Origin of the sequence: Streptomyces ipomoeae 91-03 (assembly GCF_000317595.1) — a bacterium.
Classification (GTDB): domain Bacteria; phylum Actinomycetota; class Actinomycetes; order Streptomycetales; family Streptomycetaceae; genus Streptomyces; species Streptomyces ipomoeae.
The window spans coordinates 1-12,271 of sequence record NZ_AEJC01000231.1 but is presented as its reverse complement, the minus strand read 5'-3'; the positions used below and the strand labels follow the sequence as shown (position 1 = coordinate 12,271).

Sequence of the window (12,271 nt, the reverse complement as noted above, 5' to 3'; positions counted from 1 at the left end):
CGTAGCGGTCGCCACTGACAATCACCGGGCGGGAGTCGAGACCGAGGACGTCCCGGCCTCGGCCGCCAGGCCCTGCTCCCCCGCCCGCACGCCTCCCACCCGTGCGCCGACCCCCCTCGCGCCTCCCACCCGGACGTCGCCCACTTCCTTGAAGTAGATCGACGTCGGCCGGAGCGTCCCGTGCGGGTCCGCCGCGTAGTCGGGGATGACGCCGATCCGGGTCCAGCCGGCCCTGTCGTAGAGGTGTTCGGCGGGGCTGTCGGTCTCGGTATCCAGGTGGAGGAGCGTGACGCCCATGGCGACGGCGGCCCGCTCGGCGGTCGTGAGCAGGGCCCGTCCGAGGCCCTGGCCACGGGCGTCCCGGTGGACCATCAGTTTGACGAGTTCGGCCCGGTGACGGCTGTTCGGCTTGTCCGGGAAGGCGAGACCGACCGTGCCGACCACCCGGCCCCTGTCGCGCGCCACCCACACGGCGAGTTCACCGGCCATCACCGCCTCGGCCCGCCCCCGCCACCAGGCGACGGCCGCCGCACGGTCGAGCGGCGAGAGGAAGCCGATGGAGGCCCCGCCGTCCACGGTGCCGGTCAGCAGATCCGCCAACTCCTCAACGCAGCCGACCAGTTGAGCACCGTCAAGTCTTTCGATCACACTCACGCCCTCTGCCCCCGTCCCGCTCACGGCTCCACCACCAGCAACGCGTACCGCACCTCTTCCGGCCCCGGACAGCGGAACCGGGTCGGCCCCCACGCCCGCATCCGCAGACAGTCGCCGGCCGCCAACTCGTGCTCGACACCCCGGTCCGTCAGGTGGAGGGTGCCGTCCAGGACCCAGATGTGCTGTTCGAGACCGGGTACGGACGGCCCGTCGTAGGCGATGTCGGAGCCCGCCGCGAGGCGTCCTTCGATCAGTTCGGCGCGCAGCCCGGCGGTCGGCGGCGACACGGACCGCCGTACGAAGCCGGAGGCCTTGTCCTCCCAGACGGCCTGGTCGGCGGCGCGTACGACGGTGACGGGCTCGGTCTCGACCTCGCTGAGCAGCTGGGACATGGTGCGGCCGTAGACCTGGCACAGGCGGTTCAGTAGCGCGGCGGTGGGGCTGGTCTCCGCGCGTTCGGCACGGGAGAGGGTCGAACGGCTCACTCCGCTGCGGTCCGCCAACTCGTCCAGCGACCAGCCGCGTTCGCCTCGCAGCTCGGCGAGACGGGCGGCGAGGCGGACATCGACGGGGTCCGGACGGGAGGCCACATCAACGTGTCTCACATCCGGGAGGATATCCCGAACATGAGACACGCGGGTTACGCGTACGGGACGCTCACGTCCGGGCCGCCTCCCCCAGGGCCTCCAGCACCGGGCGGATCAGCGGATGCTCCTCCGCTCCTCGTCGTATCGCCGCGAAGACCCGTCGGGTGGGGGCCACCCCGTCCACGGGGCGTACGACCACCCCCGTGAGGTCCATCCCGCGCAGCGCCGACCTCGGTACGAGGGCCACGCCCGCGTCGGCGGAGGCCAGGGCGACGACCGCGCGAAAGTCGTCCGAGGAGTGTTCGAGGCGGGGCTGGAAGCCGGCCGTCTCGCAGGCCAGGACGACGACGTCGTGGCAGGGGTTGCCGGGGTAGGGGCCGATCCACGGGTCCTTGGCCAGCTCGGCGAGGGGCACCTCGTCGGCCTCGGCGAGCCGGTGGGTGACCGGGACGACCGCGTCGAAGGGCTCGGCGTAGAGGGGCACGTATGTCAGGCGGGGATCGTCGGCCGACGGCGCCCCGCGGTACTCGACGGCGACGGCGATGTCGACCTGCCGGTCCAGCACCATCAGGAGGCTGGCGTCGCCCTCGGCGTCCTGGACGCGGAGGCGTATGCCGGGCGCCGAGGCCGCGAGGCGGGCCACCGCGGGCGCGACGACCAGGGCGATGCCGGTGGCGAAGGAGGCGACGGTGACCGTGCCGGCCTGGCCCGAGCTGTACGCGGCCAACTCCGCCGCCGCCCGCTCCAGTTGGGCGAGGACCACGTTGGTGTGGCTGAGCAGGATCTCGCCGGCCGGGGTCAGCCGTACGCCCTTGGCGCCGCGCTCGACGAGACGGTGGCCCGTCTCCTGTTCCAGCGCGGTCAGCTGCTGGGAGACGGCGGACGGGGTGAGATAGAGCGCGGCGGCAGCCGCCGTGACCGTGCGGTGGTCGGCCACCGCACGAAGGATGTGGAGCCGCCGCGCTTCGATCATGGGTCGATTCTCTCAAATGCCCGCTTTCCCCCGAGCCGGTCCGGCTCGGGGCCGACAGGTGCTTCCGGAGCGGCTTCCGCTCGGGCCGACCGCACTTCCGGAACCCGCCCCGCACAACCCAACAGCACTTCCGGAGCAGGTTCCGCTCGGGCCGACACGTGCTTCCGGAACCGGCCCCACTCAGCCCGACAGCACTTCCGGAACCCGTCCCACTCAACCCGACCGCGCTTCCGGAACCCGCCCCGCACAACCCGACCGCGCTTCCGGAACCCGCCCCGCACAACCCGACCGCGCTTCCGGAACCCGTCCCGCAGACCGACGGTGGTTCCGGAGCCTGTCCCTCTCAGGCTCCCGGTGCCTCCCGCGCCTCCGGTTCGGCAGGGGCCGCCTCCGACCCGTCGAGCTCGGCGCGGTCCGCCTCCAACTCCGCGCGGGCCGCGACGAACGCGTTCACCGCCCGGTTGACGTCCTCCGTCGAGTGCGCGGCGGACAGTTGGACGCGGATGCGGGCCTGGCCCTGCGGGACGACCGGGTAGGAGAAGCCGATCACGTACACGCCGCGCTCCAGCAGCAGTTCCGCCAGTCGGCCCGCCTTCGCCGCGTCGCCGATCATCACGGGGGCGATGGGGTGGTCGCCGGGAAGGATGTCGAAGCCCTCCTCCGTCATACGGCTGCGGAACAGTGCCGTGTTCTCGGCGAGCCGGACCCGGAGGTCGTCGGCCGACTCCAGCAGATCGAGGACCTTGAGCGAGGCCGCCGCGATCACCGGGGCGAGCGTGTTCGAGAAGAGGTACGGGCGGGAGCGCTGGCGCAGCAGGGCGACGATCTCGGCGCGGGCGGCGACATAACCGCCGGAGGCGCCGCCGAGGGCCTTGCCGAGGGTGCCGGTGACGATGTCGACGCGGTCCATGACGCCGTGCAGTTCGGGGGTGCCGCGACCGCCGGGGCCGGTGAAGCCGACGGCGTGCGAGTCGTCGACCATGACCATGGCGTCGTGCCGGTCCGCGAGGTCGCAGATGTCGGCCAAGGGCGCCACATAGCCGTCCATCGAGAAGACACCATCCGTGACGATCAGCTTCCGGCGTGCGCCGGCCTCGGTCGCCTCCTTCAACCGCCGTTCCAGATCGGCCAGATCGCGGTTGGCGTAGCGGAGGCGGCGGGCCTTGGAGAGCCGGATGCCGTCGATGATCGAGGCATGGTTGAGGGCGTCGGAGATCACCGCGTCCTCGGGCCCGAGCAGGGTCTCAAAGACACCGCCGTTGGCGTCGAAGCAGGAGGAGTACAGGATCGTGTCCTCCTGGCCGAGGAACGCCGACAGCCTGGCCTCCAACTCCTTGTGCACCTCCTGCGTACCGCAGATGAAGCGGACGGAGGCCATGCCGTAGCCCCAGCGGTCAAGCGCCTCGTGGGCGGCGGCGATCACCTCGGGGTGGTCGGCGAGGCCGAGGTAGTTGTTGGCGCAGAAGTTGAGGACCTCGCCGGGACGGCCGCCCGCCGTGACGTTCACGGTCGCGGACTGCGGGGTGCCGATGACCCGCTCGGGCTTGTGCAGGCCGGCGGCGCGGATCTCGTCGAGGGTGGTGCGCAGGTCGTCGCGCACGGAGTCGAACATCGGAAGGCTCCTAAAGGGTGTTGCAGAAGGCTCGGTTCAGGGCATTTTGCCTGTATGGGTGGGGTGTTGCGGGCTGAGTCGGTGTGGGTGGAGACGTTCACGGGCTTGCGGATGGATCGGTTCGTGAAGCTGGTGAAGGTGGTGCGGGAGCAGGGCGGTGACGGGCCCGGTGGAGGCCGTCCGTGGTGCCTGCCGCTGGCGGACCGGGTCCTGCTGGTGGCCGTCTACTACCGCACCAACCTCACCATGCGGCAGCTCGCCCCGCTCTTCGGCATCTCCCCGGCGACTGTCTGCCGGGTCATCCAGCGCCTGCGACCGCTGCTCGCGCTGGAGCCCGCCCCACGGCCGGTCGCCGAGGCGGACCGGCTGTGGATCGTGGACGGCACCCTGATCCCGGTCCGCGACCGCAGCGTGGGTGCCTCGAGCCGCAACTACCGGTTCTCGGCGAACGTGCAGGTCATCATTGATGCCGACACCCGCCTGGTCATCGCCTCGGCCCGGCCGGCCCCGGGCAACAAGGCCGACGCTCACGTCTGGCGGGAGTCCGACCTGCCGGCCGTGGCGACCGGAACCACGGTGCTCGCGGACGGCGCCTACCTCGGCACCGGCCTCATCGTCCCGCACCGCAGAAGAGCCGGACGCCCCCTGCTGCGCGGGCAGCAGGAGGACAACGCCGAACACCGACGCGTCAGGGCCCGCGTCGAGCACACCTTCGCCCGCATGAAGAACTGGAAGATCCTCCGCGACTGCCGTCAGAAAGGCGACGGCCTTCACCACGCCGTCCAGGCCGTCGCCACCATGCACAACCTCGCCCTCGCCGGGTGAAACACCAGGTCAAGCACCACTTCGACCTGCCCGAGGAGAACCTTCTGCAACACCCTTTAGGGTGCGTTTCATATGTGGATCTTGATGTGTCAAGATCCCACTTCGTGGGGCGGCATGATCTGACGAATACACAGTGGGCGAAGCTGGAGCCCCTGCTCCCGGTCGGCAAGAAGCCTGGACGGCCACCGGTGCACACCAAGCGGCAACTGATAGACGGCATACGGTGGCGCACCCGCGCCGGTGCTCCCTGGCGGGACGTGCCCGAGCGCTATGGCCCGTGGGAGACGGTCTACGGCCTGTTCCGCCGCTGGCAGCGGGACGGCACCTGGCACCGCATCTTCGAACAGCTGCAGGCCCAGGCCGACGCCGAGGGACTGATCACCTGGGACGTCTCGGTGGACTCGACCATCGCCCGCGCCCACCAGCATGCGGCCGGCGCCCGCAAAAAGGGGATCTGCAGATCGAGCCGCCAGGCGGTGTGTTCATCGAGCCCGACGACCACGGGCTCGGACGCTCCCGGGGCGGGCTGACAACCAAGCTCCACCTGGCGGTCGAGCAGGCCCAGAAACCGATGTCGCTGGTCATCACGGCAGGACAGCGCGGTGATTCCCCGCAGTTCCAGGTGGTCTTGGGCCGCATCCGGGTGCCCCGGCTCGGGTCGGGCCGCCCGCGCACCCGGCCGGACAAGGTGCGTGCCGACAAGGCGTACGGCTCCCGCGCGAACCGTGCCTACCTGCGCAAGCGCGGTATCCGCTGCACGATCCCGGAGAAGCGCGACCAGATCGCCAACCGCAAGAACCGCGGCTCCCACGGCGGCCGGCCACCTAAGTTCGACAAGGCCGACTACAAGGAGCGCCACGCGGTCGAGTGCGGAATCAATCGCCTCAAGCGGCACCGCGCTGTCGCCACGAGATACGACAAGTTGGCAGTTCGCTACGAGGCGACCGTGCTGGTCGCAGCCATCAACGAGTGGCTGTGACCAGCACTTTCAAAACGCACCCTAAAGGGTGTTGCAGAAGGTTCTCCTCGGGCAGGTCGAAGTGGTGCTTGACCTGGTGTTTCACCCGGCGAGGGCGAGGTTGTGCATGGTGGCGACGGCCTGGACGGCGTGGTGAAGGCCGTCGCCTTTCTGACGGCAGTCGCGGAGGATCTTCCAGTTCTTCATGCGGGCGAAGGTGTGCTCGACGCGGGCCCTGACGCGTCGGTGTTCGGCGTTGTCCTCCTGCTGCCCGCGCAGCAGGGGGCGTCCGGCTCTTCTGCGGTGCGGGACGATGAGGCCGGTGCCGAGGTAGGCGCCGTCCGCGAGCACCGTGGTTCCGGTCGCCACGGCCGGCAGGTCGGACTCCCGCCAGACGTGAGCGTCGGCCTTGTTGCCCGGGGCCGGCCGGGCCGAGGCGATGACCAGGCGGGTGTCGGCATCAATGATGACCTGCACGTTCGCCGAGAACCGGTAGTTGCGGCTCGAGGCACCCACGCTGCGGTCGCGGACCGGGATCAGGGTGCCGTCCACGATCCACAGCCGGTCCGCCTCGGCGACCGGCCGTGGGGCGGGCTCCAGCGCGAGCAGCGGTCGCAGGCGCTGGATGACCCGGCAGACAGTCGCCGGGGAGATGCCGAAGAGCGGGGCGAGCTGCCGCATGGTGAGGTTGGTGCGGTAGTAGACGGCCACCAGCAGGACCCGGTCCGCCAGCGGCAGGCACCACGGACGGCCTCCACCGGGCCCGTCACCGCCCTGCTCCCGCACCACCTTCACCAGCTTCACGAACCGATCCATCCGCAAGCCCGTGAACGTCTCCACCCACACCGACTCAGCCCGCAACACCCCACCCATACAGGCAAAATGCCCTGAACCGAGCCTTCTGCAACACCCTTTAGAAGTGCTTACGCGGAAGGGGAGTTGCTGCGGAGTGCGGAAGCCGGGATCCGGAAGGGGAGTCGCTCCGGAATCACGCCGCTCGCGCGGCCGGTCAGGCGGTCCAGTCGAGGATGACCTTGCCGCCCGAGCCGCTCGCCGCGTCCGCGAACGCGGCTTCGTGGTCGCGGTAGCCGTAGCGGCCGGTGATCACGGGTGCGAGGTCCAGGCCGCCCTCCAGCAGCACCGACATCGCGTACCAGGTCTCGAACATCTCCCGGCCGTAGATGCCCTTGATGGTGATCATCGAGGTGACGATCCGGGACCAGTCGACGGCGAACTCCTCGGACGGCAGCCCGAGCATGGCGATCCTGCCGCCGTGCGTCATGTTGGCGAGCATGTCGCGCATCGCCGCGGGGTTGCCGGACATCTCCAGGCCAACGTCGAAGCCCTCGCGCAGACCGAGGGCGCGCTGTCCGTCGGCGATGGTCGACTCGCTGACGTCCAGTGCGAGGCTGACCCCTGTCTTGCGGGCCAGCGCCAGTCGGTCCGCGCTGACGTCCGTGATCACGACGTTCCGCGCGCCGGCGTGCCTGGCGACGGCGGCGGCCATCAGACCGATGGGGCCCGCGCCGGTGATGAGCACGTCCTCGCCGACCAGCGGGAAGGACAGCGCGGTGTGCACGGCGTTGCCGAACGGGTCGAAGATCGCCGCGACGTCCAGGTCCACGGGGACCCGGTGCACCCACACATTGGACGCGGGCAGCGCCACGTACTCCGCGAACGCGCCGTCGCGCCCGACGCCGAGTCCTACGGTGGCACGGCACAGATGACGTCGTCCGGCGAGACAGTTGCGGCACTTGCCGCACACCAGATGGCCCTCGCCGCTGACCAGGTCGCCGACGGCGATGTCCGAGACGTCCCGGCCGGTCTCCACGACCTCGCCGACGAACTCGTGCCCGACCACGAGCGGCGTACGGATGGTCTGTCGCGCCCAGCCGTCCCAGGCCCGGATGTGCAGATCGGTGCCGCAGATGCCGGTGCGCAGCACCTTGATCAGTACGTCGCCGGGGCCGATCCCGGGCTCCGGGACGTCCATGAGCCACAGCCCGGGCTCCGCCTTCTCCTTGACCAGCGCCTTCAACGTACGGCTCCCGTGGGTGAGGTCCCGGAGCGGGGCACGGCGAAGGGACCCGGGTCCGGGGAGAGGGGTGGAAACGCGTAGCAATCTGCCGTACGACGGTGCCCCGGTCCATCGAGGATTTCTTAAGCGGTGCCGCAGCTTTCCTTCACGCCCGCCCGCGCTCGCCACCCGAGAGGCCGATCCGCCATGATGTGCCCTCCGCCTCCGGCGCCGAGGGGGTTGGCCGAACGGGTTGAGGGAAGGCCTCCCGGGCCTCGATCTGCGCCGTCAGCTCCGCCGCCATCGCCTTGATGGTGTCCAGTCCGGCCCTCCCCCACGGTCTCGGCTCCATGTCGAGGACGCAGACCGTGCCGAGGGCGATGCCCGTGCGGTCGATCAGTGGGGCGCCGGGGTAGGAGCGGACGCCGTGGTCGTCGACGACGGGATTGCCGGCGAACCTCGGGTAGTCGCGGACGTCGTCGAGGACCAACGCCTTGCGGCGGACCACCACATGGGGGCAGAAGCCGTGGTCACGGGCGAGGTGACGATCCGCGCCGAGCGCGCCGACGTCGCCGGCCGGCCCGGTCGGCAGGTGCAGGCCGGCGAAGAACTGCCGGTGCTCGTCGATGAAGTTGACCATCGCGTACGGCACCGAGGCGACCTCGGCGAGCCGGTCGGCGAAGGCGTCGAAGAACGGTTCGGCGTGGTCGCCGAGTCCGAGCAGCCTGAGGCGCCGGACGCGTTCGGGGGCGTCCCGGTCCTCGGGGGTGAGCAGGAGCCGGCCGTACGTCATGTGTGGGCTCCGTGGCTGGGGATCTCCGCGGGGGTGTGGGCGAGGAGGTGGCGTACGAGGGTGAGCAGGGTCTGGACGCCCGAGCTGGAGATCCGGGCGTCGCAGCAGACGACGGGGGTCTCCGGGTCGAGGTCGAGGGCCGCGCGCACCTCGTCGGCGCTGTAGCGGAAGGAGCCGTCGAACTCGTTGACGGCGACGATGAAGGCAAGGCCGCGCTGTTCGAAGAAGTCGACGGCGGCGAAGCAGTCCTCCAGGCGGCGGGTGTCGGCGAGGATGACCGCTCCGAGGGCGCCCTCGGAGAGTTCGTCCCACATGAACCAGAAGCGCTGCTGCCCGGGCGTGCCGAACAGATAGAGCACATGTCGCGGGTCGAGGGTGATGCGGCCGAAGTCCATGGCCACGGTCGTCTCGACCTTGTTCTCGATGCCGTCGAGGCTGTCGGTCGCGGCGCTCACGGTGGTGAGCAGTTCCTCCGTGCTCAGCGGCGCGATCTCGCTCACCGCGCCGACGAAGGTCGTCTTGCCTACCCCGAACCCTCCCGCCACCAGGATTTTGAGTGCGGTGGGAAAGGGGTCAGAGCTGTCGTCGTAGTCCATCGAGCACTGCCTCCAGAAGAGACCGGTCTGTCGGGTGGTGGTGGAAGGCCGGGGGCTTGGTGGTGAGAGCCCCGCAGTCGACCAGGTCGGACAGCAGCACCTTGGTGACCGCCGCCGGCAGCTTGAGGTGGGCGGCGATCTCGGCGACCGAGACGGGTGCCCGGCACAGGTCGAGTGCCTGTGCGTGCTCGGGGCCGAGATAGCCGAGGGGGGTCGCCCCGGTGGCCATCACCTGCGAGAGGAGATCGAGCGCGGTGGTCGGCCGGGTCCGGCCGTTGATGACGGTGTAGGGCCGTACGAGACGCCCTGCGGCGTCGTCGTACAGGGGGCCGTCGCCGGCCGCGGACACGCTCAAGGCCTCATCGCCGGGGGTTCGACGGTCTGGCGGGGCTGGGTGACCAGGTACGGGCGGACGCTCTTGACGAGCATCGCCATCTCGTAGCCGAGGACGGCGGCGTCGGCCTCGCGTCCGGCGAGCACGGCGAGGCAGGTGCCGGAGCCCGCGGTGGAGACGAAGAGCAGTGTCGAGTCGAGTTCGACGACGACCTGGCGTACGTCGCCGCCGTCGCCGAAGCGGACGCCCGCGCTGCGGCCGAGGGAGTACAGACCGGAGGCCAGGGCCGCCATGTGGTCGGCGCTGTCCGGGTCGAGGCCGTGGACCGACTTCACGAGCCCGTCGCAGGACAGCAGTACCGCGCTCGTGGTGTGCGGTACACGCTGCACGAGACCGCTCATCAGCCAGTCGAGATCGGATACCTGGCCGGTCGGCGCATCGCTCGCCATGGTGGATCGACTCCTTGGGGTACGAAGGTCAGCGGGAGCGGACGGGGTGGGGACGGTCGCGGGAGTGGTGAGGGGGCTGATCATCCGGCCGGTGTGCTCCCGTCCTGCCGGGACGTGAGGTCGTGGGCCGCGTCGGGGGTCGACGGCGGTACGGCTATGGGGGCGGCGCCCGTGGTGGGGCCGCAGAGGTCGATGCGGGACGAGGCGTCCGGGGGTGGCAGGTCGACCGTGGTCGTGTGCAGGGCCGAGGTGTCCCAGTCGGAGGTCTCCAGTTGGCGGGCCTCGGCGAGCCCGATGCCGCGCTGGAAGGCCGCCATCAGCCCGGGGTCGTGCCCGATGTAGTGGTCGGGGTCCTGGCGGGGCATGGGCGGGGGGCCGCCGCGGAGCTGGGGCACGATGTGCTGCTGGGCGCGGCGTCTGGGCAGTTGGGGCTTGCCCATGGTGCCGCGGACCGTGCCGCCGACGCGCGGGGTCGGGAGCGTCACGCTGTTCTCCGCCACGGTCCGCCGCTCGTCGGGGCGGATGCCGGGGACGGCCTCGGCGGGGTTGGGCCGCTCGTCCCGGGCGCCGCGCACGGGCAGCGGGGTCAGGCCACTGCCGCTCCTGCCCGGGTTCTGCCGGCCGTTGCCTCGATCCGGCCCCGCCTGCCGGGGCACGGAGGGGCGGGGCCGGCTCGGGGTGGCGGTGCCCCCGGACTCGGGGCGGGCCGGCTGCGGGGGGACCGGGTGGGCGGACTGCGGGGAAGCGGCCTGGGCGGGCGCCGGCCTGAACGGCTGTCCGCTCGCCGGACGGTCCGAGGTGCTGGACGCCGACCGGTCCGACGGGCCGGAGGCGGACGTCCGCCGGGACGGGGCGGATCGGGCCTGGGGTGGCACGGCGGTCGGCCGTCGCACGCCGGTGTTCTGCTGGGCCCGGGGCTGGGTCTGCGGTACGTCGCCGGGGGCTTCGGGGTCGTTGCCCAGGAGTCCTTGCGGGATGACGAAGGCGGCCTGGACGCCGCCGTAGATGTTGCTCTGGAGGCGGACCTGGATGCCGTGGCGGCGGGCGAGTTGGGAGACCACGAAGAGACCGATGCGGCCGTCCTGGAGGAGGCTCGCGACATTGACCTGGTCGGGGTCGGCGAGCAGGGCGTTCATCTTCTCCTGCTCGGTGACGGGCATGCCGAGGCCCCGGTCCTCGACCTCGACGGCGAGCCCGGAGGTGACGAGGGTGGCGCGGAGCAGGACCTGGGTGTGGGGGGCGGAGAACACCGTGGCGTTCTCGACGAGTTCGGCCAGCAGGTGGATGACGTCGGCCACGGCGTGCCCGCGCAGGGTGCCGTCGATCGGGGGCACCAGTTTGACCCGGGAGTACTGTTCGACCTCGGCGATCGCGGAGCGCAGCACCTCGGTCATGGAGACGGGGTTGCTCCACTGGCGGCGGGAGACGGCGCCGCCGAGGACGGCGAGGTTCTCGGCGTGGCGGCGGATGCGGGTGGCGAGGTGGTCCACGTGGAAGAGGCCCTTGAGGAGGTCGGGGTCCTCGATCTCGTTCTCCAGGTCGTCGAGAATGGAGATCTCGCGCTGCACCAGGGACTGCAGTCGACGCGCCAGGTTCACGAAGACCTCGAGCTTCTGCTCGCTGCCGACGTGGCTGGAGAGCTGGGAGGCCTGGACGACCGCGGTGAGGGCGCTGTCGTGGGCGCGTCGCAGGTCGGCGGTGAGCTGCTCGAAGTCGTCCGCGTCGGCGGCGGCCCTGGCGTGCGGCCCGCGCGCGGGCGGCTGTTCGCCGCGGCGCAGCGCCTCGACGAGGGCGCGCACGTCGTCCTCGCCCTTGGCGCTGAGCCGGCTCAGGGCGGCCAGGCGTTCACGTACGGACTTGGCGGTGCGGCCCGCGGCGACGGCGGCGATGAGGACGGCGGCGCAGGCGACCCCGGCGGCTCCGGCGAGGACCGCCCAGAGCGTCAGGCCGGGGCGGGCGCCGCCGGCGCGGACGGTGAAGAGGACGGCTGCGCAGGCGCTGAGGGCCACCGCGGTGGGGGGCAGGACCGCCAGGCGCAGCAGCTGTGGCCGTATGTGGACCTCGGGCAGTGAGGGGACAGCGCGGGTGGCCGACCGCCCGTGCCGACCGCCCTCACGGCGGTCTGGGCGTGCGGCCGGTGCGCGAAGGTGAGACATCAGCGTCCTCGTACTGGTCCGTCTGGGGTGTGGGGGGCCGCGCCTGGCGACTTGGGCATGCGTCATCGCATGTCGGTCGGGAGAGTCGAAGAATTCGGCCCCGCGTCGTCCGGCGGCGACTCACAGTAGTTCGCCAACGCGCCATGTGCGGCGTGCGGTTGACAAAGAACTCCGTAAAGCGCGCGGCTCTGGTATGGGCCTCGCACAACAGATCGGAAATCCTTCGGACGCGCATTCTCATCACTTTCCCCTTACTGTCACATTGGCTCTGCATTTCGATCAGAGCCGGTCAGGGGCAGTCGATAAAAAACAGCGAG

At 71.1% G+C, this 12,271-nt stretch carries 13 protein-coding genes; 2 read left to right on the top strand and 11 right to left on the bottom strand.

Annotation, left to right across the window (positions count from 1 at the left end):
* Positions 1 to 21 precede the first annotated feature (21 nt).
* From STRIP9103_RS15055 to STRIP9103_RS15040, 4 genes are all read right to left on the bottom strand, one after another.
* Positions 22 to 648 (bottom strand): GNAT family N-acetyltransferase, encoded by a 627-nt coding sequence (locus tag STRIP9103_RS15055; protein WP_100243915.1) that lies wholly within the window; start codon positions 646 to 648, stop codon positions 22 to 24.
* Between the two features lie 26 nt (positions 649 to 674).
* A complete protein-coding gene (locus STRIP9103_RS15050) occupies positions 675 to 1,244 on the bottom strand; it encodes a helix-turn-helix domain-containing protein (RefSeq protein ID WP_009311523.1) in 570 nt (189 codons plus the stop codon).
* Positions 1,245 to 1,311: 67 nt separating this feature from the next.
* Positions 1,312 to 2,214 carry a LysR family transcriptional regulator gene (locus tag STRIP9103_RS15045; RefSeq protein WP_009311510.1) on the bottom strand — a complete coding sequence of 301 codons (903 nt, stop codon included), beginning with the start codon at positions 2,212 to 2,214 and terminating at the stop codon, positions 1,312 to 1,314.
* Between the two features lie 343 nt (positions 2,215 to 2,557).
* Positions 2,558 to 3,826 carry a glycine C-acetyltransferase gene (locus STRIP9103_RS15040; protein WP_009311553.1) on the bottom strand — a complete coding sequence of 423 codons (1,269 nt, stop codon included), beginning with the start codon at positions 3,824 to 3,826 and terminating at the stop codon, positions 2,558 to 2,560.
* A 54-nt stretch (positions 3,827 to 3,880) separates the two neighbouring features.
* Here STRIP9103_RS15040 and STRIP9103_RS15035 point away from each other — a divergent pair, with 54 nt between their 5' ends.
* Positions 3,881 to 4,651: an IS5/IS1182 family transposase gene (locus STRIP9103_RS15035; protein WP_048820106.1), complete on the top strand. Its 771-nt coding sequence runs from the start codon at positions 3,881 to 3,883 to the stop codon at positions 4,649 to 4,651.
* Between the two features lie 104 nt (positions 4,652 to 4,755).
* Positions 4,756 to 5,630, top strand: a protein-coding gene (locus STRIP9103_RS46455; RefSeq protein ID WP_374005668.1) for an IS5 family transposase whose coding sequence is annotated in 2 segments (ribosomal slippage) — positions 4,756 to 5,145 and positions 5,148 to 5,630 — 873 coding nt in all. Because the reading frame shifts where the segments join, the coding sequence is not laid out codon by codon here.
* Positions 5,631 to 5,711: 81 nt separating this feature from the next.
* Here STRIP9103_RS46455 and STRIP9103_RS15020 read toward each other — a convergent pair.
* From STRIP9103_RS15020 to STRIP9103_RS14990, 7 genes are all read right to left on the bottom strand, one after another.
* Entirely contained in the window at positions 5,712 to 6,482 is a 771-nt protein-coding gene (locus STRIP9103_RS15020; RefSeq protein ID WP_048820106.1) for an IS5/IS1182 family transposase, read from the bottom strand.
* Positions 6,483 to 6,618: 136 nt separating this feature from the next.
* Complete coding sequence (gene tdh / locus STRIP9103_RS15015; protein ID WP_009311543.1) at positions 6,619 to 7,647, bottom strand: L-threonine 3-dehydrogenase; 1,029 nt, start codon at positions 7,645 to 7,647, stop codon at positions 6,619 to 6,621.
* A gap of 145 nt (positions 7,648 to 7,792) precedes the next feature.
* Positions 7,793 to 8,419 carry a GAF domain-containing protein gene (locus STRIP9103_RS15010; protein WP_009311552.1) on the bottom strand — a complete coding sequence of 209 codons (627 nt, stop codon included), beginning with the start codon at positions 8,417 to 8,419 and terminating at the stop codon, positions 7,793 to 7,795.
* Entirely contained in the window at positions 8,416 to 9,015 is a 600-nt protein-coding gene (locus tag STRIP9103_RS15005; protein ID WP_009311517.1) for a GTP-binding protein, read from the bottom strand. The genes STRIP9103_RS15010 and STRIP9103_RS15005 overlap by 4 nt, the downstream gene beginning before the upstream one ends.
* Positions 8,993 to 9,364, bottom strand: a complete 372-nt coding sequence (locus tag STRIP9103_RS15000) for a DUF742 domain-containing protein (protein ID WP_009311535.1) — start codon at positions 9,362 to 9,364, stop codon at positions 8,993 to 8,995. The genes STRIP9103_RS15005 and STRIP9103_RS15000 overlap by 23 nt, the downstream gene beginning before the upstream one ends.
* A gap of 2 nt (positions 9,365 to 9,366) precedes the next feature.
* On the bottom strand, positions 9,367 to 9,798 hold the full coding sequence (locus tag STRIP9103_RS14995) for a roadblock/LC7 domain-containing protein (protein ID WP_009311539.1): 432 nt from the start codon (positions 9,796 to 9,798) through the stop codon (positions 9,367 to 9,369).
* Positions 9,799 to 9,878: 80 nt separating this feature from the next.
* Positions 9,879 to 11,954, bottom strand: coding sequence for a sensor histidine kinase (locus tag STRIP9103_RS14990; protein ID WP_009311529.1), 2,076 nt, complete (start codon positions 11,952 to 11,954; stop codon positions 9,879 to 9,881).
* Between the last annotated feature and the right edge of the window lie 317 nt (positions 11,955 to 12,271).

Coding starts and splice junctions, on each gene's coding strand:
- STRIP9103_RS15045 (WP_009311510.1), bottom strand. CDS start 2,214: ATGATCGAAGCGCGGCGGCTCCACATCCTTCGTGCGGTGGCCGACCAC.
- STRIP9103_RS15040 (WP_009311553.1), bottom strand. CDS start 3,826: ATGTTCGACTCCGTGCGCGACGACCTGCGCACCACCCTCGACGAGATC.
- STRIP9103_RS15035 (WP_048820106.1), top strand. CDS start 3,881: ATGGGTGGGGTGTTGCGGGCTGAGTCGGTGTGGGTGGAGACGTTCACG.
- STRIP9103_RS15020 (WP_048820106.1), bottom strand. CDS start 6,482: ATGGGTGGGGTGTTGCGGGCTGAGTCGGTGTGGGTGGAGACGTTCACG.
- STRIP9103_RS15010 (WP_009311552.1), bottom strand. CDS start 8,419: ATGACGTACGGCCGGCTCCTGCTCACCCCCGAGGACCGGGACGCCCCC.
- STRIP9103_RS15005 (WP_009311517.1), bottom strand. CDS start 9,015: ATGGACTACGACGACAGCTCTGACCCCTTTCCCACCGCACTCAAAATC.
- STRIP9103_RS14995 (WP_009311539.1), bottom strand. CDS start 9,798: ATGGCGAGCGATGCGCCGACCGGCCAGGTATCCGATCTCGACTGGCTG.
- STRIP9103_RS14990 (WP_009311529.1), bottom strand. CDS start 11,954: ATGTCTCACCTTCGCGCACCGGCCGCACGCCCAGACCGCCGTGAGGGC.